The organism is Tsuneonella rigui (assembly GCF_003958625.1).
Taxonomy (GTDB): Bacteria; Pseudomonadota; Alphaproteobacteria; order Sphingomonadales; family Sphingomonadaceae; genus Tsuneonella; species Tsuneonella rigui.
This window is the reverse complement of the sequence record NZ_RSEL01000024.1, coordinates 1-24,608: the sequence shown is the minus strand read 5'-3', so window position 1 is coordinate 24,608 and position 24,608 is coordinate 1. Positions and strand designations below refer to the sequence as shown.

At 67.3% G+C, this 24,608-nt stretch carries 25 protein-coding genes; 20 read left to right on the top strand and 5 right to left on the bottom strand.

What is annotated here, in order from left to right:
• Nucleotides 1–26: 26 nt before the first annotated feature.
• Nucleotides 27–2,192 carry a primosomal protein N' gene (locus ELY12_RS10070; RefSeq protein WP_126176578.1) on the bottom strand — a complete coding sequence of 722 codons (2,166 nt, stop codon included), beginning with the start codon at nt 2,190–2,192 and terminating at the stop codon, nt 27–29.
• A gap of 59 nt (nt 2,193–2,251) precedes the next feature.
• Between ELY12_RS10070 and ELY12_RS10065 the strand changes: the two genes are divergently transcribed.
• The 10 genes from ELY12_RS10065 to ELY12_RS10020 all read left to right on the top strand — a co-directional run bounded on the left by ELY12_RS10065 (nt 2,252) and on the right by ELY12_RS10020 (nt 13,958).
• The gene (locus tag ELY12_RS10065) at nt 2,252–2,956 is read left to right on the top strand and encodes a DUF4197 domain-containing protein (RefSeq protein ID WP_126176577.1); all 705 of its coding nucleotides are present in this window, start codon (nt 2,252–2,254) and stop codon (nt 2,954–2,956) included.
• Nucleotides 2,957–3,018: 62 nt separating this feature from the next.
• A complete protein-coding gene (gene fsa / locus ELY12_RS10060) occupies nt 3,019–3,675 on the top strand; it encodes a fructose-6-phosphate aldolase (RefSeq protein ID WP_126176576.1) in 657 nt (218 codons plus the stop codon).
• 188 nt (nt 3,676–3,863) lie between these two features.
• The gene (gene cobT / locus ELY12_RS10055) at nt 3,864–5,684 is read left to right on the top strand and encodes a cobaltochelatase subunit CobT (RefSeq protein ID WP_126176575.1); all 1,821 of its coding nucleotides are present in this window, start codon (nt 3,864–3,866) and stop codon (nt 5,682–5,684) included.
• Nucleotides 5,684–6,358, top strand: a complete 675-nt coding sequence (locus tag ELY12_RS10050) for a nitroreductase (RefSeq protein ID WP_126176574.1) — start codon at nt 5,684–5,686, stop codon at nt 6,356–6,358. The genes cobT and ELY12_RS10050 overlap by 1 nt, the downstream gene beginning before the upstream one ends.
• A 32-nt stretch (nt 6,359–6,390) precedes the next feature.
• Nucleotides 6,391–7,806 (top strand): cysteine--tRNA ligase, encoded by a 1,416-nt coding sequence (cysS, locus tag ELY12_RS10045; RefSeq protein WP_126176573.1) that lies wholly within the window; start codon nt 6,391–6,393, stop codon nt 7,804–7,806.
• Nucleotides 7,807–7,922: 116 nt separating this feature from the next.
• Nucleotides 7,923–8,861 carry a D-2-hydroxyacid dehydrogenase gene (locus ELY12_RS10040; protein WP_126176572.1) on the top strand — a complete coding sequence of 313 codons (939 nt, stop codon included), beginning with the start codon at nt 7,923–7,925 and terminating at the stop codon, nt 8,859–8,861.
• A gap of 99 nt (nt 8,862–8,960) precedes the next feature.
• A complete protein-coding gene (locus ELY12_RS10035; RefSeq protein WP_126176571.1) occupies nt 8,961–10,622 on the top strand; it encodes an acetolactate synthase large subunit in 1,662 nt (553 codons plus the stop codon).
• 100 nt (nt 10,623–10,722) lie between these two features.
• A complete protein-coding gene (locus tag ELY12_RS10030; RefSeq protein WP_126176570.1) occupies nt 10,723–10,965 on the top strand; it encodes a hypothetical protein in 243 nt (80 codons plus the stop codon).
• Between the two features lie 81 nt (nt 10,966–11,046).
• Nucleotides 11,047–12,525, top strand: coding sequence for an MFS transporter (locus tag ELY12_RS10025; RefSeq protein WP_206435812.1), 1,479 nt, complete (start codon nt 11,047–11,049; stop codon nt 12,523–12,525).
• A complete protein-coding gene (locus ELY12_RS10020; RefSeq protein ID WP_126176569.1) occupies nt 12,522–13,958 on the top strand; it encodes an aldehyde dehydrogenase family protein in 1,437 nt (478 codons plus the stop codon). The genes ELY12_RS10025 and ELY12_RS10020 overlap by 4 nt, the downstream gene beginning before the upstream one ends.
• 129 nt (nt 13,959–14,087) lie before the next feature.
• Here the strand turns inward: ELY12_RS10020 and ELY12_RS10015 are convergent, their stop codons facing one another.
• Together ELY12_RS10015 and ELY12_RS10010 are read right to left on the bottom strand one after the other, a co-directional pair.
• The gene (locus tag ELY12_RS10015) at nt 14,088–14,435 is read right to left on the bottom strand and encodes a hypothetical protein (protein ID WP_126176568.1); all 348 of its coding nucleotides are present in this window, start codon (nt 14,433–14,435) and stop codon (nt 14,088–14,090) included.
• Nucleotides 14,428–14,613, bottom strand: coding sequence for a hypothetical protein (locus ELY12_RS10010; protein WP_126176567.1), 186 nt, complete (start codon nt 14,611–14,613; stop codon nt 14,428–14,430). Before ELY12_RS10010 ends, ELY12_RS10015 begins: the two co-directional genes overlap by 8 nt.
• Nucleotides 14,614–14,714: 101 nt before the next feature.
• Here ELY12_RS10010 and ELY12_RS10005 point away from each other — a divergent pair, with 101 nt between their 5' ends.
• From ELY12_RS10005 to ELY12_RS09990, 3 genes are all read left to right on the top strand, one after another.
• Nucleotides 14,715–15,368: a S24 family peptidase gene (locus ELY12_RS10005; RefSeq protein ID WP_126176566.1), complete on the top strand. Its 654-nt coding sequence runs from the start codon at nt 14,715–14,717 to the stop codon at nt 15,366–15,368.
• Between the two features lie 721 nt (nt 15,369–16,089).
• The gene (locus tag ELY12_RS09995; protein ID WP_126176706.1) at nt 16,090–16,731 is read left to right on the top strand and encodes an MBL fold metallo-hydrolase; all 642 of its coding nucleotides are present in this window, start codon (nt 16,090–16,092) and stop codon (nt 16,729–16,731) included.
• A 71-nt stretch (nt 16,732–16,802) separates the two neighbouring features.
• Complete coding sequence (locus ELY12_RS09990; protein WP_126176564.1) at nt 16,803–17,270, top strand: hypothetical protein; 468 nt, start codon at nt 16,803–16,805, stop codon at nt 17,268–17,270.
• A gap of 9 nt (nt 17,271–17,279) precedes the next feature.
• Here the strand turns inward: ELY12_RS09990 and ELY12_RS09985 are convergent, their stop codons facing one another.
• Nucleotides 17,280–17,672: an MAPEG family protein gene (locus tag ELY12_RS09985; protein ID WP_126176563.1), complete on the bottom strand. Its 393-nt coding sequence runs from the start codon at nt 17,670–17,672 to the stop codon at nt 17,280–17,282.
• 206 nt (nt 17,673–17,878) lie between these two features.
• On the opposite strand from ELY12_RS09985, the gene rpmF reads away from it, so the two are divergent.
• The 7 genes from rpmF (at nt 17,879) to ELY12_RS09950 (ending at nt 23,453) form a co-directional block, all read left to right on the top strand.
• Entirely contained in the window at nt 17,879–18,058 is a 180-nt protein-coding gene (rpmF, locus tag ELY12_RS09980) for a 50S ribosomal protein L32 (protein ID WP_126176562.1), read from the top strand.
• Between the two features lie 25 nt (nt 18,059–18,083).
• The gene (gene plsX / locus ELY12_RS09975) at nt 18,084–19,160 is read left to right on the top strand and encodes a phosphate acyltransferase PlsX (protein ID WP_126176561.1); all 1,077 of its coding nucleotides are present in this window, start codon (nt 18,084–18,086) and stop codon (nt 19,158–19,160) included.
• On the top strand, nt 19,157–20,122 hold the full coding sequence (locus ELY12_RS09970) for a beta-ketoacyl-ACP synthase III (protein ID WP_126176560.1): 966 nt from the start codon (nt 19,157–19,159) through the stop codon (nt 20,120–20,122). Before plsX ends, ELY12_RS09970 begins: the two co-directional genes overlap by 4 nt.
• A 101-nt stretch (nt 20,123–20,223) precedes the next feature.
• Nucleotides 20,224–20,523, top strand: coding sequence for an integration host factor subunit alpha (locus tag ELY12_RS09965; RefSeq protein ID WP_126176559.1), 300 nt, complete (start codon nt 20,224–20,226; stop codon nt 20,521–20,523).
• 11 nt (nt 20,524–20,534) lie between these two features.
• The gene (locus tag ELY12_RS09960; protein ID WP_126176558.1) at nt 20,535–20,942 is read left to right on the top strand and encodes a MerR family transcriptional regulator; all 408 of its coding nucleotides are present in this window, start codon (nt 20,535–20,537) and stop codon (nt 20,940–20,942) included.
• An 8-nt stretch (nt 20,943–20,950) separates the two neighbouring features.
• Nucleotides 20,951–21,598, top strand: coding sequence for a glutathione S-transferase family protein (locus tag ELY12_RS09955; RefSeq protein ID WP_126176557.1), 648 nt, complete (start codon nt 20,951–20,953; stop codon nt 21,596–21,598).
• A 76-nt stretch (nt 21,599–21,674) separates the two neighbouring features.
• Complete coding sequence (locus ELY12_RS09950; protein WP_126176556.1) at nt 21,675–23,453, top strand: chloride channel protein; 1,779 nt, start codon at nt 21,675–21,677, stop codon at nt 23,451–23,453.
• 1 nt (nt 23,454) lies between these two features.
• Here the strand turns inward: ELY12_RS09950 and ELY12_RS09945 are convergent.
• On the bottom strand, nt 23,455–24,608 hold a 1,154-nt coding region (locus ELY12_RS09945; protein ID WP_479258868.1), incomplete at its 5' end, for a coiled-coil domain-containing protein.

Here is a 24,608-nt window from a genome sequence, read left to right as displayed (position 1 = left end):
GTGGCTAACCCATCGCGAGGCGAAGCTCAAACGAAGCTGTAGGGATCGATGTCGATGCTGACCCGCACGCCTTGCGGAAAGCGCAAGGGGGCGAGCCAGTCGCGGATCACGTCCTGCACCTGCGCGCTGCGGCGGGCGTTGATGAGCAGGCGGTAGCGATAGCGGCCGCGCAGCAGGCTGAGCGGGGCGGGGGCGGGGCCGAGGATGGCGACGTCGGGGACATTGGGCTGGGTGCCGCCGATCAGGCGGGCTCCTTCCTTGGCCTCGGCCTCGTCTTCGCTCGAGACGATGATCGCGGCCCAGCGGCCGAACGGCGGGGCACCGGCGTGGCGGCGGGCTTCGGTCTCGGCGTCGTAGAACGCATCGCGGTCTCCCGCGGCCAGCGCGGCGATGACCGGCGCATCGGGATGGCGGGTCTGGATCAACACCTCGCCCGGTTTGGCGCCGCGGCCGGCGCGGCCGGCGACTTGCGCGACCTGCTGATAAGTCCGCTCGGCCGCGCGCAGGTCGCCCCCTTCGAGGCCGAGGTCGGCGTCGACCACGCCCACCAGGGTCAGCTCGGGGAAGTGGAAGCCCTTGGTGACGAGCTGGGTGCCGACGATGACGTCGATCGCACCGCTCTCGGCACGTTCGACGAATTCGGCGGCCCGTTCGGGCGAATTGACGGTGTCCGAAGTGACCACGGCGACCCGCGCATCGGGCATGATCACGGCGACCTCGTCGGCGATCCGCTCAACACCTGGGCCGCAGGCGACGAGGCAATCGAGCTCGCCGCATTCGGGGCAGGCGGGCGGGGGCGGGGTCTCGTGCCCGCAGTGATGGCAGGCGAGGCGGCGGCTAAGGCGATGCTCGACAAGCCAGGCGCTGCAGTTGGGGCACTGGAAGCGGAAGCCGCAATTGCGGCACAGCGTCAGGGGGGCGTAGCCGCGGCGGTTGAGGAACAGCAGCGACTGCTCGCCCCGCGCCAGCCGCTCTTCCATCGCCTCGACCAGCCGAGGGGCCAGCCAGCGGCCGCGTTCGGGCTTCTCGACGGTGAGGTCGAGCGTGTCGATCGCCGGCAGGCGCGCGCCGCCGTAGCGGTCTTCCAGCACCAGCCGCTCGTAGACTCCGCTCTCAGCCATCTGCAGGCTTTCGAGTGCGGGGGTGGCGCTGGCGAGGATCACCGGCAGGCTCTCGAACCGGGCGCGCATGACGGCGACGTCGCGGGCGTTGTAGCGGACGCCTTCGTCCTGCTTGAAGCTGACCTCGTGCGCCTCGTCGACCACGATCAGCCCGAGGTTGGCGTAGGGCAGGAATAGCGCCGAGCGCGCGCCCACCACGACTTGCGCGGTGCCCGCCGCGATCGCGCGCCAGGCGCGGCGGCGTTCGGTGGATTTGAGGCTGGAATGCCACACCACCGGCGGGGTGCCGAAGCGGTCCTCGAACCGGCGCAGGAAGGCCTCGGTCAGCGCGATTTCAGGGAGCAGGACGAGGGTCTGCCGGTCCAATTCGAGCGAGGTGGCAACGGCTTCGAGGTAGCACTCGGTCTTGCCCGATCCGGTCACCCCATCGAGCAGGAAAGGAGCGAACGCACGTGCGCGAACGGCATCAATGAAGCGCTTCGTCACGGCTGTTTGGGCCTCTGAAAGCACCGGAACAGCGTGTTCGGCGCGTGCTCGGGAGTACGGACGGTCGCAATCGACCTGCACCGGCTCCAGAACCCCTTGGTTGCAAAGCCCGCGCAGCACACCCTCGCTGACCCCTGCGATGCCGGCAAGCTCGCGAATGGTCGCCTGCTCACCCTCGAGCGCCTCGATCGCGGCCTGGCGTTGCGGGGTCATGCGCTCGGGCATTCCGCCCGACAGGCGATACTCGGTCATCGTCGCCGGACCTCGCAGCGCCCCGCCGCTCGCCAGCACCATCCGCGCCACCGAGGACAGCGGCGCACAGTAATAGTCCGCGGTCCATTCCAGCAGGCGGCGCAGCTCCGCCTTCAGCGGCGGCACCGGCAGCACGCTCAGCAACGGCCGCAGCTTGGCGTCCGGAACCTCGCTTCCGGGCAGCCGTTCAGCCTCCCAGACGATCCCGACGATCTGGCGGGGGCCCAGTGGCGCGACCACGACCGAGCCCGGCTCGACGGCCACCCCCTCCGGAACGCGGTAGTCGAGCGGGCCGAGCGCGGCGTTGAAGATCAGCAGTCGGGCGCGGTTCATCACAGTTCAGCCCATATGGGCGCCGCCGTGGTGGGGCGGCAAGGTTAGGAGACCTTGCAATGACCGATTTGATTGGCAGCCCGGCTGTCCTGCACCGCCGCAAGTTCCTCGCCGGCCTCGGCGTGTCCGCCGGGGTGCTGGCACTGCCTGCGTGCACCACCGGGTTCGGCGGATTCAGCTTCACCGATGCGGTCGCGCGGCTGCTGTACCTTTCCACCGGCCGCGCGTTCGACCGGATGACCGCGCCGGGAGGGTTCTGGGACCAGCAGGTCGCCGCGCTCGGCTTCGACCAGTTCCTCGGCGCGCGCGGCGGAACGCTCAACCGCATCCTCACCTCTGCCCTGTTCAAGGACCGCCTGGCCCGCGCGCTGGCGCCGGTCGCGTTCGACGCCGCCGAGCGGGCCGCGCCGGTGGTTGCCGACACCGTCCGCACCATCGGCTTCGCCAACGCGGTCGATTTGATCCGCGGCGGCCCGCGCGCCGCCTCGAGCTTCCTGCGCCAGGAGATGGGCACCGCGCTCATCGACGCAATGCTGCCGGGGGTCGGCCAGGGCCTGCGCGTGGCGAATGATCCGCTGGTCGGCGAGGCGCTCGCCGCGCTTACCGGCGTCGACATCCCGCAGGTCGCGCGCACCTTCTCGGCCAGGGTCGACGACGTTATCTGGAACGAGATCGGCAACGAGGAAGAGGCCATCCGCGCCAACCCGCAGGCGACCCGCGATCCGCTGATCATCGGTGCGTTCGGGGTGGGTTCGCGGCTCTAGCCCCGGCGAGAGGGGCCCGCTAAGGCTTCCCGGGAATCGCATTCCCGGGAGCCTGCGCCACCATGAAGTTTTTCGCCGATACGGCCGAGATCGATGCCATCCGCGAGCTGGCCGACGCCGGCCTGCTCGATGGCGTCACCACCAACCCCTCGCTGATCCACAAGTCGGGCCGCGACTTCATGGAGGTGACGGGGGAAATCTGCGGGATCGTCGATGGGCCGGTGAGCGCCGAGGTGGTCGCGCTCGATCACGCGACGATGATGCGCGAGGCCGAAGTCCTGCGGAAAATCGCCGATAACGTCTGCATCAAGGTGCCGCTGACTATCGATGGCCTCAAGACCTGCCGCGCGCTGACCGGCGAAGGCACCATGGTCAACGTCACGCTGTGCTTTTCGGCCAACCAGGCGCTGCTTGCGGCCAAGGCGGGGGCGACATTCGTCAGCCCGTTCGTCGGCCGGCATGACGACAACGGCTTCGACGGGATGGATCTGATCCGCGATATCCGCCTGATCTACGACAACTACGGCTTCGGTACCGAAATCCTTGTCGCCAGTGTTCGCCACGTGATCCACGTGCTGGAGGCTGCGCGTATCGGCGCCGACGTGATGACTGCGCCGCCAGCGGTCATCAAGAGCCTCGCCAACCACGTGCTGACCGACAAGGGTATCGAGGGCTTCCTGGCCGACTGGGCGAAGACCGGGCAGACGATACTCAAGTAGGCAGTTCCTTTTCGCACCCACTCCCGTCACCCTGAACTTGTTTCAGGGTCCATCGTGCGCCACAGACCGTGCGTCCGATCGGCGCGATGTCCATGCGTCCGGTCGGTTCGCAGACTGCCGGCTGAAACGGCGAAATGGATCCTGAAACAAGTTCAGGATGACGAAGGAAGGTTGAGCCGAGCGCTTTCATGGCCGACGAAACGCCCCTCGATCGCTTCAAGCTCGCGCTGACAGGCGCCAGCCGTGCGCTCGCGCACGAGCCCGAGGTGGAAGTGGCGTGGAGCGCCGATGCGCCGACCGCGCGCGGCAAGCACTTCCGGGTGCCGCTGCCGGGCCGTTCGGTGCCCGCCGACCAGGCCCGCGAGGCGCGGGGCTTCGCCGACAGCTTCTCGCTCAAGCTGCGCCATCATAACGAGGCGCTGCACATGCGCGGGATGCCCGCCGAGGCGACCGCGCGCGCGTGTTACGACATGGTCGAGCAGGTGCGTTACGAGGCGCTCGGCGCGAACAAATACGGCGGCATCCGCGCCAACCTCGACGCGGCGACCGAGCTGCGCACCAACTCCGACCCCATCGCCCGCGCCATCCGTGCCGAGGACGTGCCGGTGGCAAGCGCGCTCGGACTGATCCTGCGCGAAAAGCTCACCGGAGAAGCGATCCCGCAGCGCGCCGCGCCCGGCGTCGAGCTGGTGCGAGAATGGATCGAGGACAAGGCCGGCGCGGATTTCGAGGCGCTCGCCGGGCAGCTCGATGACCAAAAGGCATTCCAGGGCCTTGCGCTCGATCTGCTGCGCCATCTCGACCTGACGCTGCCCGACGACCTCGACCAGCCGTCCGACGATGGCGAGGACGGAGAGGAGCCCGAAGGCGAAGACCAGGACGAGGGCGAGGACGACAACCAGGGCGAGGGCAACCCGCAATCGACCGAACTCGCCGGCGAAATGTCGGACGGCGAGGACGAGGGCGATTCCGACACCAAGATGGGGTCGGAGCAGGAAACGGCCGAGGGCGAGCCGGGCGATGAGGGCGAGGACGGTATGATGCCGGTCCGCCCGAATCGCCCGTGGACCGACATCCCGGAGGGTTTCGACTACAAGGCCTGGACCACGCGCTTCGACGAAGTGGTCGAGGCGCCCGAACTGTGCGACGCCGACGAACTCGACCGGCTGCGCGCCTATCTCGACAGCCAGCTGACCGGCTTGCAGGGGATCGTCACCCGGCTTGCAAACCGGTTGCAGCGGCGCTTGATGGCCCAGCAGAACCGCAGCTGGGACTTCGACCAGGAGGAAGGCCTGCTCGATGCCGCGCGGCTCGCCCGCGTGGTGATCAGCCCCGGCCATTCATTGAGCTACAAGATCGAGCGCGAGACCGAGTTCAAGGACACCGTGGTCACCTTGCTGATCGACAACTCGGGCTCGATGCGCGGGCGGCCGATCTCGATCGCCGCGATCAGCGCAGACATCCTCGGCCGCACGCTCGAGCGGGTGGGCGTGAAGACCGAGGTGCTCGGCTTCACCACTCGCGCGTGGAAGGGCGGGCAGAGCCGCGAGGCGTGGCTCGCCGACGGCAAGCCCGCGCAGCCGGGGCGCCTCAATGACCTGCGCCACATCATCTACAAGCGCGCCGACGAACCCTGGCGCCGCGCCCGCCGCAACCTCGGCCTGATGATGCGCGAGGGGCTGCTCAAGGAAAACATTGACGGCGAGGCGCTGCTGTGGGCGCACGACCGCCTGCTCGCCCGCCCGGAAGACCGCCGCATCCTGATGGTCATCTCCGACGGCGCCCCGGTCGACGACAGCACGCTGAGCGTGAACAGCGCGGGGTATCTCGAGCAGCACCTGCGCAAGGTGATCGACTGGATCGAGAAGCAATCGCCGGTGCAACTGGTGGCGATCGGCATCGGTCACGACGTGACGCGATACTACCGGCGCGCGGTGACGATCATGGACGTCGAGCAGCTCGGCGGGACGATCACCGAGCAGCTTGCCGAGCTCTTCGAGGTGGACTGATGAAGGTGTCCGAAGCGGTCGCCAGCCGCCGTTCGATCCGCGCTTTCCTCGACAAGGCTGTTGATCGCGGGACGATCGAGCGCGTGCTCGAGAAAGCGCAGCGCGCGCCGTCAGGCGGCAACACGCAGCCGTGGCACGGCGTCGTTCTCACCGGCGATCCGCTCGCCCGCCTGATCGCGCGAATAGCCGAGGACCTGCCCAAGGGCCGCGCGGCGTTCGCGCCCGAGTATCACGTCTATCCGCCCGAGCTCGACGGCGCGTACGAGGACCGGCGGCGCGGGGTGGGAGAGGATATGTACGGCGCGCTCGCCATTCCGCGCAAGGACAAGCCTGCGCGGCTGGCGTGGTTCGCGCGCAACTTCCAGGCGTTCGGCGCGCCGGTGCTAATGCTGGTGCACACGCCCAAGTACATGGGCCCGCCGCAGTGGTCGGACATCGGCATGTGGCTGCAGACCGTCATGCTTTTGCTGCGCGAGGAGGGGCTCGATAGCTGCCCGCAAGAGGCGTGGGCGGTCTATTCGAAACAAATCCGGGAGGTGGTTTCGATTCCGGAGGATCACACGTTCTTCTGCGGCCTCGCTATCGGTTGGGGCGACCGCGATGCGCCGGTCAACCAGTTCCCCGTCGCCCGCGCGCCGCTCGACGAGGCGGTGCGGTGGGAGGGTTGGGATTGACCTAGCCCGGCGCGTGGATAAGTCCGCGCGCGATGACCGACCTCAAGCTGTTCAACTCGCTGACCCGCAGCCTGGAGACTTTTCGGCCGCTCCATCGGGGCGAGGCGCGGGTCTATTCGTGCGGGCCGACGGTCTACAACTACCAGCACGTCGGCAACATGCGCGCTTATGTGTTCGCCGATACGCTGGGGCGGGTGTTGAGCTTCAAGGGCTACGACCTCAAGCACGTCATCAACATCACCGACGTAGGGCACCTGACCAGCGACGCCGATGCGGGCGACGACAAGATGGAGAAGGCGGCCGCCAGCCAGGGCAAGTCCGCCTGGGACATCGCGCGGCATTACCAGGAGGTGTTCGAGGCGGATCTGCGCCGGCTCAACATCCGGCCCGTCCAGCATCCCAAGGCGACCGATTACGTCGAAGCGATGGTCGCGTGGAATGCGGAGATCGAGGGCAAGCACGCCTACCGCCTCGACAGCGGGCTGTACTTCGACGTCTCGACCGTGCCCGACTACGGCCGCCTCGCACGCGCCTCGACCGACGAGGGCGAGGGGCGCATCGAGAGTGTCGAGGGCAAGCGCCACGCCGCGGACTTCGCGCTGTGGCGCACCACCCCGCCGGGAGAGAGCCGGCAGATGGAATGGGATTCGCCCTGGGGCCGCGGCGCGCCGGGCTGGCACATCGAGTGCTCGGTAATGAGCGCCGAGCTGCTCGGCCACCCGTTCGACATCCATACCGGCGGGATCGACCACCGCGAGATCCATCACCCGAACGAGATCGCGCAGAACCAGGCACATTCCTGCGGCCCGGACAGCGGCGCGCGGATCTGGATGCACAACAACTTCCTCGTCGACCGGCGGGGCAAGATGTCGAAATCGACGGGCGATTTCCTGACGCTGCAGGCGCTGGTGGATCGCGGGTACCACCCGCTCGCCTACCGGCTGCTGTGCCTGCAGGCGCACTATCGCAGCGAGCTGGAGTTCACTTGGGAGGGGCTGGGCGCGGCGCTGGTGCGGTTGAAGCGGATGGTGATGGCGGTCGAGCCGCTTCGTGAAGTCGAAGCGGGCGGCGAGCACCCGAAATTCGCGCCACTGATTGACCGGTTCGACGCTGCGGTCTCGGACGACCTCAACACGGCCGTTGCGCTCACGGCGCTTGATGAGGCGCTGACAATGAAGAAGGTCGAGGCGGGAGCAAAACGCGCCGTGATTGAGCGGATGGATGCGGTGCTTGGCCTGCGCCTCCTCGAGGTGACACGCGAGGAACTGCGTTTGCGCCCTGCCGCTGCGACGATTGAAGAGTCTGAGATCGAGGCAGCCCTCGATCGCCGCAAGCAAGCGCGAGCTGCGAAAGATTTCGCCGCCTCGGACGCGATCCGTGACGAGCTTGCAGCCCAAGGCGTCGAGGTGATGGACGGCGATCCGCTGGGCTGGGAATGGAAGCTTTAGGCACACACTACGTCACCCCGGACTTGATCCGGGGTGGTGCATCACTTCTAGTGGGGCGCATGAAGAACAGCACTGGCCCGGATCAAGTCCGGGCCGACGAGTAAAGGGGATCGAGAATGGCCATTGCCGTGCTGTCAGGCCTCGTCCGCCCTTTGATCGAGCCGCACTTGCCGCCCGAGATCGAAGCCCGCTGGTACACCTCGGTCGAGGAGATGCACGCGCTCGCGCCAGAGGCGGAGATCGGTTGGTTCGATCTCGACAAGAAGGAGCCGATGGCGGAGGCGGTGCGACTGGCGGACAAGCTTAAGTGGCTCAACTCGATCTACGCCGGGCTCGATTTCCTGCCGCTCGACCTGCTGGCGGAGCGCAAGGTGACTGTCACCAACGGCGCCGGGATCAACGCGATCACCATTGCCGAGTACGTCGTCATGCTGATGCTGACGCACGCGAAGGGCTACCGCGAGGTCGTCCGCGCGCAGGACCGGCACGAGTGGCTGATGGACTCGCCGGGCAAGCTGGAGCTTTCGGGCACGCGCGCGCTGCTGCTCGGCCTCGGCGCGATCGGCGGGCTGATCAAGACCCGGCTCGAGGCCTTCGACGTCGAAGTGGTGCCGGTACGCCGCTCGGCCGGCGCGGGCGCGCTTGGTCCCGACGACTGGCGCGCCAAGCTCGGCGAGTTTGACTGGGTGATCCTCGCGGTGCCCGCCACGCCGGAAACCGACGGCATGATCGGCGCGGCCGAGTTTGCGGCGATGAACGACAGCGCGGTGCTGGTGAACATCGCGCGCGGCGCGGTGGTCGATCAGAACGCTTTGGTAGCCGCGCTGCAAGCGAAGAGCATCGGTGGCGCGTTGCTCGACGTGACGACGCCCGAGCCGCTGCCGGCGGACGACCCGCTGTGGAGCCTCGATAACGCGCAGATCACCATGCACCTGTCGGGCCGCGCGCAGTCGAAGATGTTCGTGCGCTCCGCCGAGCAGTTCGTAGAGAATTGCCGCCGCTACGTGGCGGGCGAGCCCCTGGCGCCGATCTTCGACCCCGCGCGCGGATATTGACGCAAGACAGCGCCGCAATGCTTTGATACGCCACGCATCCAGCAGGCCGCGGCAACAGCGGCCGCGGGCGCGTGGGCAGCGTATTGGGGGATTTAAGGCATGGCCGAAGACGGCAAGCGCAAGGCGTCGGATCTGTTCATCGAGTGTCTCGAGGCCGAGGGCTGCGAGTACATCTTCGGCGTGCCGGGCGAGGAAAACCTCGACTTCCTCGATTCGCTCAGTCGGTCGAAACAGATCAAGCTTGTCCTGACCCGGCACGAGCAGGGCGCCGGCTTCATGGCGGCGACGTACGGCCGTCACACCGGCAAGACCGGCGTGTGCGTGGCGACGCTCGGCCCGGGCGCGACCAACTTCGTGACTGCGGCCGCATATGCCCAGCTCGGCGGGATGCCGATGATGATGATCACCGGGCAGAAGCCGATCAAGAAATCCAAGCAGGGCCGCTTCCAGATCCTCGACGTGGTGTCGATGATGGAGCCGATCACCAAGTACACCCACCAGCTCGCCGCGGGCGACAACATCCCCAGCCGCGTGCGCGAAGCCTATCGCCTGGCCGAGGAAGAGAAGCCCGGCGCGGTGCACCTCGAATTCCCCGAGGACATCGCCGAGGAAAAGACCGACTCGCAGCCGATCCAGCGCTCAGTCGCGCGGCGTCCCTCGGCAGAGCCCAAAGCCGTGCGCCAGGCGGTCGAGGCAATCGAACAAGCCAAGGCGCCGATCCTGGTCATCGGCGCGGGCGCCAACCGCAAGCTGTGCGGGCGGATGCTCGAACAGTTCGTCGAGAAGACCGGCATCCCGTTCCTGACGACCCAGATGGGCAAGGGCGTGATCGACGAACGGCACCCCAAATTCCTCGGCTGCGCCGCGCTGTCGGCGGGCGACTTCGTCCACCGCGCAGTTGAGGACGCCGATCTCATCATCAACGTCGGGCACGACGTGATCGAAAAGCCGCCGTTCTTCATGAAGGCGGGCGGCGCGCGGGTGATCCACGTCTCGACCCGCACCGCCGAGGTCGATCCGGTCTACTTCCCGCAGATCGAGGTGATCGGCGACATCGCCAACGCCATCTGGCAGATCAAGGAAGACATCTCGCCCAACCGCTCGTGGGATTTCGCCCACATGCTCGGCTACCGCAAGGCGGAGCTGGAGCACACCAGCAAGCTCGCCGGCGACACGCGCTTCCCGATCTTCCCGCCGCATCTCGTGCACCAGGTGCGCGAGTGCATGCCGCGTGACGGGATCATCTGCCTCGACAACGGGGTGTACAAGATCTGGTTCGCGCGCGGGTACTGCGCGTTCCTCCCCAACACCGTGCTGCTCGACAACGCGCTGGCGACGATGGGCGCGGGCTTGCCGAGCGCGATGATGAGCGCGATGCTCTATCCGGAACGCAAGGTGATGGCGATCTGCGGCGACGGCGGGTTCATGATGAACAGCCAGGAGATGGAGACCGCGGTCCGTCTCGGCCTCAACCTCACCGTGCTGATCCTGCGCGACGATGCGTACGGGATGATCCGCTGGAAGCAGGCCAACATGGGGTTTGCCGACTTCGGCCTGACCTACGGCAACCCCGATTTCGTCAAGTATGCCGAAAGCTACGGCGCCAGTGGACACCGGGCGGAATCGAGCGATCACTTGCGAGAATTGCTGGCGCATTGCCGCGACACGCCGGGCGTGCACCTGATCGACTGTCCGGTCGATTACACCGAGAACGATCAGATCCTGAACAAGGACATCAAGGCGCTGTCGAAGGCGCTGTGAGGCGCAACACCTAACAAGGATTAGGCTCGGAACGCCGGTTCGGCGACGCGTGTTAGATAGTCGTATGACAAGCAATCCTCGCGTGCTGACCGGATGGCCTTTGAACCGCGCGTCCCGCTTCAAGGGGGCGGGCTACCTCACCTCCACCGTCAGCGTGATCCTGTTGGCGATCGTCGCGCTGAAGGGCGCGAAGGGCGACGCGGTGCTGATGGCGTGCTTGATCCTCGGCGCGCTGACCTCGATCGCCGGCATGGGCCTGCGCTGGCGCTCGCACCGGATCGAGCAGCACGAGAAGGCCCGGCTCAAGCGGCAGGCGGATCGCAATAGCGAGGCGGTGAATTAGCCGCTGGCGCGCCGCGCCGACATCGGACATCTTCGCGCCCGAGCCGCCGCCCACAAGAGGTTGGCGTGACGGGAGAATGGCGTGAGCGAACCCACCGTGCCCGAGATGCTCGGGCCAGCCTCGGTCGTTGCGGAACCGGTGGTGACGGAGGCCGCTCCGGAGTCCGGCCGGCTCAATCGCGGTGCGGTGGCGTGGTCGATTTTCGAGGGTGGGCGCGATCCGAGCGTTATCCTCATCACCATCTACATTTTCATGCCCTACGTCTCGGCCACGCTGGTCGGCGATCCGGTGCGCGGACAGGAACTGATCGCACGTTACGCGCAGTACGCCGGCTGGATAGTGATGCTGACGGGACCACTGCTCGGAGCTGCGCTGGACCGGCTCGGGCCGCGCAAGCCCGGCCTGGGCCTGATCGTTGCCGCGATGGTCCCGCTCACCGCATTGCTGTGGTGGTCCAAGCCGGACGGGACCGGCCTGACCGTCGCAATGACGATGACCGTCACGCTGATGATCAGCGTGCTGTTTGCGTGGTCCGAAGTGTTCCACAACGCGATGCTGGTGCGGGCCGCGGGGCTCAAGAACGTCCACACCGCGTCGGGCCTCGCGCTCTCGCTCGGCAACGCGGCCTCGGTGGCGGCTCTTGGCTTTACCGCCTGGGCGTTCGCCTTGCCGGGGAAAGTCGACTGGTGGTGGGTGCCGGCCCAGCCGTTGTTCGGCTTCGATGCCGCCGCGCACGAGCCCGAGCGGGTGGTTGCCTGGCTCGCCGCGGGGTTGTTGGCGCTGGGGGCGCTGCCGCTGTTCCTCTTCACTCCCGACACGCCGCGCACCGGCACGCCGCTGCTGCGCGCGTTTCGCGAAGGGGCGGGCGACATCGCCCGGATGATTGGCGCCGTGCGCAAGCAACGCGACGCAGTGGTCTATCTGGCCGCGCGGATGTTCTTCTACGACGGGATGAACGGGGTACTGTTCTTCTTCGGCGTGCTGGCCGCCGGCGTGATGGGCTGGGGGCCGCTCGATCTCCTGATCACCGGCATCATTCTGAGCGTGGTCGCCGCGGTCGGCGGGCAGGTTGGCCGCTGGCTCGATCATTCGGTCGGACCGCGCAACGCGCTGATGATCGAGATCGGCATGACGATCGTGAGCCTCGTCGCGCTGCTCGGCATGCGGCCCGATACGATCCTCTACTTCTGGCACTGGGACCCTGCCGCGCATGGGGTGCTGTGGGACGGGCCGGTGTACCGCACGCTGCCGGACCTGCTGTACCTGCTGATCGGGTTCAACAACGCCATCTTCATCACCGCGCAGTACGCTTCCTCGCGCACCGCGCTGACCCGCCTGACCCCGCCCGACCAGACCGGCGCGTTCTTCGGCGTGTACGCCCTGTCGGGCGTGGCGACCGCGTGGCTCGCGCCGGGGCTGGTGAGCCTGGTGACGCGGATGACGCATAGCCAGCAGTGGGGCTTCGCCTCGATCGTGTTCCTGCTCGCCGTGGGCCTTGCGGGGCTTGCGTTCGTGCGCGGCGGTCGGGCAGAGGTGGCGGCAACCGGGGGGAATGCATGACCAAGCTCAAGGACACTTACCCGCTCTATCTCAACAACAAGGCGGCGCAGCCGAACACGGACCTCGAGGTGCGCGACAAGTTCACCGGCGAAGTCGCGTTCCGCACCGCGCTCGCGACTCCGGATGTGATCGACGAGGCGATTGCCGGCGCGGTCCGCGCGGCCGAGTCGATGGCGCGGCTGGCGAGTTACGAGAAGCAGGGCGTGCTCGACCACTGCGTCGCGCGCTTCCGCGAGCGGTTCGACGAGCTCGCCTACGCGCTGTGCGTTGAAGCGGGCAAGCCGATCAAGGACAGCGAGGGTGAGGTCACCCGGCTGATCGATACCTTTCGCATCGCCAGCGAAGAGGCGACCCGCAACTATGGCGAGATCCAGCCGCTCGACATCTCCGCCCGCGCCAAGGGCTATATGGGGATGTGGAAGCGGGTGCCGATCGGGCCGTGCAGCTTCATCTCGCCGTTCAACTTCCCGCTCAACCTCGCCGCGCACAAGATCGCGCCGGCGATCGCGATGGGCTGCCCGTTCGTGATGAAGCCCGCGAGCCTCACCCCGCTCGGCGCGATCATCATGGGCGAGGTGCTCGCCGAGTGTGATGTGCTGCCCGAAGGCGCGTTCTCGATCCTCCCCGCGCACCGCGACGGGGCGGACATGTTCACCGTCGACGAGCGGCTCAAGCTGCTCTCCTTCACCGGCTCACCCGGGGTAGGCTGGGACCTCAAGGCGAAGGCGGGCAAGAAGAAGGTCGTGCTCGAACTCGGCGGTAACGCGGCGGTGATCGTCGACAAGGACGCCGACCTCGACCACGCGCTGGAGCGGATCGTGTTCGGCGCGTTCTACCAGTCCGGCCAGAGCTGCATCGGCGTCCAGCGCATCCTGATCCACGACAGCGTCTACGACCGCTTCAAGGACATGCTGGTCGCCAGGACCAGGACGCTGGTCGCGGGCGATCCCAAGGACCGCAACACCTTCATCGGGCCGATGATCTCCGAGAAGGAGGCCAAGCGCCTCAAGGGCTGGATCGACGAGGCCGTCTCCGCCGGCGCGACCCTGCTGTGCGGCGGCAAGCTCGAAGGTGCGATGCTCGAAGCGACCCTGCTCGAAGGCGTGCCCAAGGCGTGCTCGGCCAACAAGGAAGAGGCGTTCGGCCCGCTCGCCAACCTCATGCGGTTCAGCGATTGGGACGAGGCGCTAGACATCGTCAACGACAGCAAGTTCGGCCTCCAGGCGGGCGTTTTCACCCGCGATATCCACCAGGTGCTGGAAGCGTGGGACACGCTCGACGTGGGCGGCATCGTGGTCAACGACGTGCCCAGCTACCGGGTCGACAACATGCCCTATGGCGGGGTCAAGGACTCGGGGCTGGGGCGCGAAGGCATCCGGTTCGCGATGGAGGACATGAGCGAGATCCGGAACCTGGTGATCCGGCGGCTGTAACGCCGCGCGCCGTCCGACTTGTCACACTTGTCACACTGTCCAGGGACTTAATGTCGCCTTGGGTGCGAAAGTGTCGCCTTGCGGGGCCGAGACGTCGCCTTGCCGCACGGGGTGACGCCTTGCGCATCGTCAGCCTTCCTCCAGCAGCAACACTTCGCAAGTAACCGCCATGTGCGGCGGATCGAGCCGATGGTCGACCGCGACCACGTTCGCCTCCGCGACCAACTGCCGCGGGATGGCGAACTCATGCTCAGGTAGAACGGCGATGAACGCCTCGCCCGCCGCGACCGCTTCGGCTCCGGCGAACGCAAGCTCGAGCGTGTGCCGCGACCCGGCGAAAGTGATGCTCGCCCAGCTTTTCTCGCGATGAGCAACCACCTCCCCATGACCGCCGGCGAGCGCGATCAGCGCCTCGCGCAGCCGCTCGCTAGCGCCCTTACGGACCCGGGGTGGGGCGGGCGGCTGGCTGTCAAACATGGATGGTCTCCCGATATTTGTTCATGAAATGTTCCACCCGCGACCGCATCGCGGAACGCGGTTCGCGGCCCATCCTCAGGTCGAGGACCAGGCGCGGGTCGTTGGCGGCCAGGCGGCCGAACTTAGTGGCGGGCATCTGATGCTCGCGCAGGAATTTTTCGATGGTGCGGATTAGCATGGGGCTCCTCGATCTCGTGCGACTCGTTGGGCGATCGAGGGGTCTAGCTTGCGCCTGAAATCCTACTTGTCTAGGAAAAATCCTACGTGTAGGAAGGAAGGATGGTAAACCCGCCGGACACCGACCCCCGCCGCCGCTTGCTGGATTTGTGCGCCCAGCGCGGGGTCAGCCTGTCGGGCCTGTCGACGATGATCGGGCGCAATTCCAGCTACTTGCAGCAGTTCATCCGCAAGGGCAGCCCGCGCAAGCTGGAGGAGGACGACCGCCGCAAGCTGGCGCAGTTCTTCGCCGTCAGCGAATCTGAACTGGGCGCAGCCGAAGGAAATTCCCCGCGCGGTTCCGCGACCCGAAGCGATTGGGTCGAGGTGCCGCGCCTTCCTCTGGGCGCCGCCGCCGGGCCCGGTGCGCTCACCAGCAGCGAGGCGCCGTTCGACAGCTTCCGCTTCTCGCGTACCTGGCTGCGCGAGCAGGGCCTCGCGGGCGCCGAGCTTCACGCGATCCGCGTCCAGGGCGATTCGATGGAACCGCTTCTCCACGACGGCGACGAAATCCTCGTCGACCGCGCCCAGCGCGCCTTGCGCGACGGCATCCACGTCGTCCGCGTCGGCGACGCCCTGTTGGTCAAACGCCTCGCCGCCGCCGGACCGGGCAGGGCGACTCTGCTGAGCCAGAACTACGCCTATCCGCCCGTCGAGGTGGCGCTGGAAGAGCTGGAGATTGTCGGCCGCGTGGTGTGGAAGAGCGGGCGGTTATGAATGTCCGGGTTTTGATGGAAAGGGGTCGTTCAAGGCTGCGCTGTAGGGATTTCTTTTCGACGGAGCGGGGTAACGTTAAGCACGTCCGTAGCAATGACCTCCTTCGAGGCGTATCCCAGATGACCATAGGCGCCTCGACAAAGCGACCGTCGCCCCATTATCTCGAGCCGGAACGCTTTACTCTCGAAGTGAAGTTCAGGGAGCTTCCTGGTCGCCGAAGGGGTGCTCGAGAACCACGTCGAGTTTTGCGTCAAATCACCTGAAGGCAGGTCTGATAGCGTCTTAGCGCCTTCATAGAAGTTCGAAAGCTCGAAAGCCGTGAACCAGATACCGTCGATTTTCTCCGGAGCTGAGAACGGCAGGCACTTAGTCGCATCTTCGCTTAGCAATACCGCAGCGCGGCTTATGTCACCGTGGCCACATCGAGCAATCACGGCTTCGTCCGACACCAGCGCTTTACACTCAGCGGGCGTATAGGATGACTTCCATTGCATCTCGGACTTCGCATCCGTGCCTTCGCATGATGCTAACAGCATGCACACAACAAGTAGGGCCCGAGCCATTGGGCGGCCATACCCACGATACTTACGTGGACAAAGGCTGAACTGGGCCCCGGGCATCATCGTCCGCAATGGGTCGTTTGCGGACATGCCGTCCCAACTTGCATTCGCGCCGTCGCGCGGCCACCTCTCGCCCCATGACCGATACCCCGCAACCGCCGATGCGCGCCGCGATCATTCCGGTGACGCCGCTGCAGCAGAACTGCTCGCTGATCTGGTGCACCCAGACGATGCGCGGGGCGCTGGTCGATCCCGGCGGCGATCTCGACCGGCTCAAGGCGGGCGTGGCCAAGGCGGGCGTGACGCTGGAGAAGCTGCTCGTCACCCACGGCCATCTCGACCACTGCGGGCAGACCGGGATGCTCGCGAAGGAGCTCGGTCTCAAGATCGAGGGGCCGCATGAGGCGGACCGGTACTGGATCAGCCGGCTGGACGAGGACGGCGGCAAGTACGGCATGCAGGCGGAGGTGTTCGAGCCAGACCGCTGGCTGCAGGACGGCGACACCGTCACCGTCGGGGAACTGACGCTGGAGGTGATCCACTGCCCGGGCCATACGCCGGGGCACGTGGTGTTCTTCCACCGCCCGTCGAACTTCGCCATCGTTGGCGACGTGCTGTTCCAGGGCTCGATCGGGCGGACCGATTTCCCGATGGGCAATCACCAGGACCTGATCGACGCGATCACCCAGAAGCTGTGGCCGCTGGGGAACGACGTCACCTTCATCCCCGGCCACGGGCCGACCAGCACCTTTGGGCGCGAGCGGCAGACCAATGCGTTCGTGAGCGACTACGCGCTGAGTTGAGGTGCGGCGAGCGTGGGTTGCCTGACGCGGCAATTCGCGCCAAGGCTTCCGCGACGAGTGGGGGGTACACAATGCTACGCAAATTGACGCTCGGCGTCGGTCTGACGGCGCTGCTGGCGAGTGCGCCGGCCGTTGCGGCGGGCGATTGGATTCGCCACACTCAGGGGCCGAATTGGTGGCAATTGGACGGTACGCTTACCATCGACAACAAGCCTTTCGCCATCGTCGTCGGACGACCCGGATCGGTGGAAGGCAATGTCGTCGCTGCAGCGATTCCGCGCGAAGGTCCCCTCGAGTGGTCGAACTACTTGTTCGACTGCAAGGCGGGCACCGGCAGAGTACTGCAGGCGTGGCAGACCGATCGTGCCGGGGCGTCAAAGGACATGGGGTCGGTTGACGGTGACTATGCGCCGATCGAAGAAGACACGATCGTCGGGCAGATCATGGCCGTGGCGTGCGGGGAACCCACGCCATATTTCGTCCCGATCACCGGTGACGTGCTGGCCGCGGCCGACGCCGCCTTGGCCGTCGCTCGCTGACAGACCGGCCTAGAACCGACCCAGCGCGATCAGCACCGCGACGACCGCCAGGCCGAGCTGGGTCAGCATAGTGATCAGCGTCCCGACCGAGCGCCCCTTGCCGAGCGCGCCGCCGTCCATTCCCACACCATGCGCGATGCGGCCGAGCATGTAGGCCATCGACACCCACGCCAGCCATTGGCCGCCTTTGCCGGCCAGCTCGATCGCGGCGATCAGGATCAGCACGAACGCGGTGTTCTCGACGAAGTTGAGCTGCGCGCGCATCCTCGCGGTCAGCGGGCCGCCGGCATCGTCGCCGATCGAGACTTTGTGCTTCACCCGCATCTGGCCAACGCGCACGCTCAGCCAGATGTTGATGATCGCCGCGGCCGCAGCCGCGCACAACGTAACCGGAAGGATCATTTTTGCCCCACTGTCCAATCGAACCCGAGGTCTAGGGCTAGCACAGAGGCGCGTGCTTGCAACGCACAAGAATTTCGCTATAGGCCGCGCCTTCCCGCGAAGGCTGGGTCCCTTAAGCGCGTGCCCGCCCGCATGGGTTGTGCGCCGTAGGGCCTTGGCCTAGGGCGATCCGACACACGATTTAGACGACTGGAACAGGTGCCGAAATGGCTGTCCCCAAGAGAAAGACTTCGCCCTCCCGCCGGGGCATGCGCCGCTCGCACGACGCGTTGAAGGTCGAAGCCCACCACGAATGCAGCAACTGCGGTGAGCTGAAGCGCCCGCACAACCTCTGCAATCACTGCGGGCACTACAACGGCCGCGAAGTCATCGCCGTCGGCCTCTGACGGCCGGTAACGGGTTAGCATCGCCATGAGTCTGCCGCGGATCGCCGTTGATGCGATGGGCGGCGACGAGGGCGTGCAGACGATGATCTCGGGCGCCGCCCTCGCGCGGCGCCGGCACGACAAGTTCAAGTTCCTGCTGGTCGGCGACGAGCCGCGGATCAAGGCCGCGCTCGAAGCGCACCCGAACATGCGCGGCGCCTCTGAAATCCTCCATTGCGAGGATGTCGTCGGCGGCGACGAGAAGCCGACCGCCGCGCTGCGCCGCGCCAAGACCACCAGCATGGGCCTCACCGTCAACGCGGTGAAGGCGGGCGAGGCGGGCGCCGCGGTGAGCGCCGGCAACACCGGCGCGCTGATGGCGATGTCGAAGCTGGCGCTGCGCACGATCAAGGGCATCGACCGCCCCGCGCTCGCCGCGCTGCTGCCGACCCTGGGCGAGAACGACGTCATCATGCTCGACCTCGGCGCCAATACCGAGTGCGACGCGCGCAACCTCGTCCAGTTCGCGATCATGGGCGCGGCCTATTCGCGCATCGTCACCGGGCTGGAGGCGCCGCGGGTGCGCCTGCTCAACATCGGCACCGAAGAGGGCAAGGGCACCGACGTCCTGCAGGACGCCGCCCAGCGCCTGCGCGGTGCGACCGGGCTGGAGCTGAGCTTCGACGGGTTCATCGAGGCGGACAAGATCAACCGCGGCACCTGCGACGTGGTGGTGACCGACGGTTTCTCGGGCAACATCGCGCTCAAAGCGATCGAGGGCGCGGCGCGCTTCGTGACCGACCTGCTACGCAATGCCTTCACCAGCTCGACCCGGTCGAAGATCGGTTTCCTCGTCTCGCGCCCGGCGACCGAGCTGCTGCGGCACCACCTCGATCCGAACAACCACAACGGCGCGGTCTTCCTCGGCCTCAACGGCGTGGTGGTGAAAAGCCACGGCAGCGCGACGGCGGCCGGGGTGGCGAACGCGGTGGCGGTCGCCGCGCGGCTGCTGGAGGACGATCTCACGCACCGCATCTCGGCGGATTTGGCCGAGCTGGGCGAAGTGAAGCTGCGCAGCCATGCGCGGGCCAAGTCCACCTCGGACGAAGGGCAGGCGGCGTGATCCGCTCGGTCGTCGTCGGTTCCGGCTCGGCGCTGCCCGCGCGCGCCGTCTCCAATGCCGAAATGGCGGAGATGGTCGATACGAGCGATGAGTGGATCGTCGAGCGCACCGGCATCCGCAACCGCCACATCGCCGCCGAGGGTGAAACCACCGCGACCCTCGCCGCCGACGCCGCGCGCAAGGCGATCGAGGCGGCCGGCCTGGCACCGGCCGACATCGGCCTGATCGTGCTCGCCACCGCCACTCCCGACCAGACCTTTCCGGCGACCGCGACCAAGGTGCAGGACCTGCTGGGTTGCCATGGCGGGATCGCGTTCGATGTCGCCGCGGTCTGCTCGGGCTTCCTCTACGCGCTGGCCACCGCCGATTCGATGCTGCGCACGGGCATGGCCAAGCGCGCGCTGGTGATCGGCGCGGAGACCTTCAGCCGCATCCTCGACTGGGAGGACCGCACCACCTGCGTGCTGTTCGGCGACGGTGCCGGCGCGATCGTGCTGGAGGCGCGCGAGGTCGACGAAGACGGCCCGGGCGTCATCTTCTCGCAGCTCCACGCCGACGGCGCGCACAACGAACTGCTCTATGTCGATGGCGGCGTGTCGACCACCGGCACGGTCGGCAAGGTGCGCATGAAGGGCCGCGAGGTGTTCCGCCACGCGGTGACCAATCTCGCCTCGGTGCTGGAGACGGTACTCAAGGAAACCGGCTTCACGGCCGAGGACATCGACTGGGTCGTCCCGCACCAGGCCAACGCCCGCATCCTCGACGCGACCGCGCGCAAGCTAGGGCTGCCAGCGGAGAAGGTGGTGGTTACGGTGGACCAACACGCCAACACCTCAGCCGCCTCGGTCCCGCTGGCGTTCGACGCGGCGGTGAGGGATGGGCGGATCAAGCCGGGCGACCTCGTCATGCTCGAGGCAATGGGTGGCGGCTTCACTTGGGGCGCCAGCCTGGTCCGCATCTAGGGCTTTTCCACTAGCGCGCGCTTTAAAGCGTTGCGGCACCATATAAAAATGTCTAACATTAGTGGAAATCCCGGGTCGCGTGGACGGGCAGGAGAAAACGCATGACGCGTTCGGTGGGCACGCTGACTCGCGCGGATCTCGCAGACACGATCAATCGCAAGCTCGGCTTTTCGCGCGCGGAGGCGCTCGACCTGGTCGAGGCGATCCTCCGGCACATGTGCGAAGCCATGTCGAAGGGCGAGAATGTCAAGATTTCGGGCTTCGGCACCTTCGTGCTGCGCGAGAAGCGCGAACGGATCGGCCGCAACCCCAAGACCGGCGTCGAGGTGCCGATCACCCCGCGGCGGGTGATGACCTTCCGCGCCAGCCAGCTGCTCAAGGAGCGGGTGGCCAACGGATAGGAGGGCCGCGCGTGGCCGGAGAGTTCGACGACGGCAAGGATGCGGGCGCGCTGCGCACGATCGGCGAGCTTGGCGAGGCGCTCGGCATCAAGGCGCACGTGCTGCGCTACTGGGAAGACCAGTTCCCGCAGCTGAAGCCGCTGAAGCGCAGCGGCGGCCGCCGCTACTACCGGCCCGAGGACGTGGCGCTGGTGCGCGAGATCGACCGGCTGGTGAACCGCGAGGGCTACACGCTGCGCGGGGCCAAGACCGCGCTCAAGGACTTCAAGCCGGGCGAGGGCGAGACAGCAAACTCCGCTCAGCAACCCGCGTTCGAGCTGGCCCAGCCGCGTGATGAGACGCCCAGCGCCGTCCCGCCCGAGGTGATAGCCCGCTTGCGCTCGGTGCGCGCGACGCTCGCCGCGGCGCTCGAACTCTAGACTCTCCCATGAGCCAGATCACGATCTGGACCTATGACTGGGTGCCCGAAGGACCGCGCGGGTTCGTGCGCGACTTGCGCCTGCGCTGGGCCTGCCGCGAGGCGGGCCTCGACTACACGATCGCGACCGTGCCGTTCGACGGCCGCGAGACCAATCACCTCGATCTCCAGCCGTTCGGGCAGGTGCCCTATTTGCAGGACGGCGAGGTCAACCTGTTCGAAAGCGGCGCCTGCCTGCTGCACCTGGCGGACAAGAGCGACGCGCTGATGCCGCGCGACGACGTGGGGCGCGCCGAAACGCTGCAATGGCTGTTCGCCGCGCTCAACTCGATCGAGATGGTCGCGGTGCCTTGGTGGTTCGTCGGCATGTCGGGGCAGGGCGACAACCCGTTGGAGCCGTGGGTCGAGAAGCGCCTCGGCCAACTCGAACGCGTGCTGGCGGAGCGCGAGTGGCTAGCCGGAGGCCGCTTCACCGTCGCCGACTTGCTGATGGCGGACGTTTTGCGGGTGCCCAAGGTGCGCGCGTTCGGCGATCGACCGGCGACCGAGGCATATGTCGCGCGAATAACCGCGCGCCCGGCGTTCGAGGCGGCGTACGGCGAGCAGATCGCGCAATTCGCCGCGGCCGATGCGGTCCGGGGCACAACGTCTAACTAACTTTCGATAGTGCCGTTGCGCTAACCGGCGTTCGGCCATAGGGCGCGCAGGACCGTTCCCCGTTCGAGCACAGCCCATGTCAGTCGCCACGCCGCGCCCCGCCGAAGCGCACCGCCTCGCCGATCACAGCGCCGACTGGCGGATGCTCATGCTCGCGGGCATGGCGCTGGTGGTCGGCACGGGCGGCGCGCTCGGTGCGTGGCTGCTGGTGCGGATGATCGCGCTTTCCACCAATCTGTTCTGGTACGGCCGGCTGTCGGCCGATCCGTCGACCATTACCGATGCCTCGGTTGGCTGGCTGGTGCTGGTAATTCCGGCGGTTGGCGCGTTGCTGGTCGGGTTGATGGCGCGCTTCGGATCGGAGAAAATCCGCGGCCACGGCATCCCCGAGGCGATCGAGACGATCCTGTTCGGCCAGAGTCGCTTGTCGGTGAAAGTCGCGGTGTTGAAGCCGGTCTCCTCCGCCATCTCGATCGGCAGCGGCGGGCCGTTCGGAGCCGAGGGACCGATCATCATGACCGGCGGCGCAATCGGATCGCTGTTCGCGCAGTGCTTTCACCTGAGCGCGGCGGAGCGCAAGACACTGCTGGTGGCGGGCGCCGCGTCGGGCATGACCGCGATTTTCGGCACCCCGCTTGCCGCGATCCTGCTCGCGGTCGAGCTCCTGCTGTTCGAATGGAAGCCGCGCAGCTTCGTGCCGGTGGTGGTCGCCGCGCTGGTCGCGTTCGCTTGGCGGCCGCTGCTGATCGGTGCGGGGCCGATGTTTCCTCTCGATGCGGCGCTGCCCGCAGGTTTGTGGCCGCTCGCGGCCGCCGCGGGGGTGGGGCTGGTCGTCGGGCTGGAGGCCGCGCTGCTGTCCAGCCTGCTGTACCGGATCGAGGACGCGTTCCACCGCCTGCCGGTGCACTGGATGTGGTGGCCGGCGATCGGCGGTGTGGTGGTCGGGGTCGGCGGGCTGATCGACCGCCATGTGCTCGGCGCCGGCTATGCCAACATCGCCGAGCTGCTCGACGCTCCGCTGCCGCTCAAGGTGGTCGTCTCGCTGCTCGTAGTGAAGGCGGTTGTGTGGCTTGTGGCGCTCGGTTCGGGGACGTCTGGCGGCATCTTGGCGCCGCTGCTGATCCTCGGCGGCGCGGCGGGGTTCCTGCTCGGTCAACTGCTGCCGGGCGACACGGGGCTCTGGGCGCTGATCGGCATGGCCGGCATCCTCAGCGGAGCGATGCGCGCGCCGCTGACCGGAGCGATCTTCGCGGTCGAGTTGACCGGGCAATTCAGCGCAATCCCGGCGACGATCGCCGCCTCGGGCGTGGCCTATGCGGTGAGCGTGCTGGTCATGCGCCGCTCGATCCTGACCGAGAAGATCGGCCGCCGCGGCCGACACATCGTGCAGGAATATGCGGTTAACCAGCTCGACCTGGCGCAGGCGAGTCAGATCATGACCGCCGATCCCGCGACCGTGCCCGGCACGATGACGATTGCGCAGGCGGTGCGCTTCTTCGGCGAGGAGGCTCAGCATCGCAGCTATCCGGTGACCGATGCGCAAGGCCGGCTGCTGGGCCTCGTATCGCGCACCGACGCGCTGCGCTGGCAGGTCGAGCGCGGTGATGACGATACCCCGCTTGGCGACGTGGTGTCGGACGCCACCCAGCCGTTCGCCTATCCCGATACCCCGGGCGGTGCGGTGGCGGACATGATCGTCCAATCGGGCATTGGGCGCATTCCAATCGTCGATCCGGAGACACGCGCGGTGGTCGGCATCCTCTCGCGGCAGGACCTGCTCAAGACCCGTCGTTCGACCATCGAGGCGGAGTTCGAGCGCACGCGCCACGTCGGGCCGGGCAAACGGCGGCGCTGACTTATTCGGCGGCGAGCAATTCGGCTTCGCCCAGATCCACGCTGACCAGGCGGCTGACCCCGCGCTCGACCATCGTCACACCGAACAGGCGGTGCATGCGGCTCATGGTCACCGCGTTATGGGTGACGATGAGGTAGCGGGTGTCGGTTTCGGCGACCATCGAATCGAGCAGGTCGCAGAAGCGGTCGATATTCGCGTCGTCCAATGGCGCGTCGACCTCGTCGAGCACGCAGATGGGGGCGGGGTTGGTGAGGAACAGCGCGAAGATCAGCGCGATCGCGGTCAGCGCCTGCTCGCCGCCCGATAGCAGGGTGAGCGACTGCAGCCGCTTGCCCGGTGGCTGGGCATAGATTTCGAGGCCGGCGTCGAGCGGATCGTCGCTGTCGACCAAGGCGAGGTGCGCCTGGCCGCCCTCGAACAGACGGGTGAACAGGCGGCGGAAGTGGGTGTCGACCTGCTCGAACGCGGCGCGGAGGCGCTCGCGGCCCTCGCGGTTGAGGTTGCCGATCGAGCCGCGCAGGCGGTTGACCGCTTCGGCCAGCTCGGCCTGCTCGGCGGCGTTGGTGCCGTGCTCGCTCTCGATCCGTGCCAATTCTTCGGCGGCGACGAGGTTGACCGGACCGATCCGCTCGCGGCTGGCGGTGAGGCGCTCCATCTCCTCGCTCTCGAGGCCGGCGTTGCGCACTGCCTCGGCGTCGAATTCGAACCGGCCGGCGAGCAGCGGGGGCGGGCACTGGAAGCGCTCGCCCGAGATGCGGCTCATCTCCTCGCGGCGCTGCTCCTCATTCTCGGCGCGTGCGGCGAGACCAGCGCGGCTCTCACGTGCGGCGGCGAGCGCTTCGGTTGTTTCAGACAGTGCGCGGTCGGCGGCCTGCGCGGTGGCTTGCGCGGCAGCGACTCCCGCCTCCGCCTCCGCCAGTTCAGCGGCGAGACGGGCGCGGACTGTGTCGCCTTGCTCTATCTCGCGCATCAGCCCTTCGGGCTTGGCGGCGACGACCGCGCGCTCCTGGTCGATCTCCTCGAACCGCCGCGCCATGTCGCTCATCCGGCGCGCGGCTTCGCTCGAGCGCGCCTGCCAGCTTGCCATGTCGGCGCGCTGCGCGGTGGTGCGCTCACGCGCGACGGCGAGCGCCTGATCGTGCGCGGCGAGCTCGG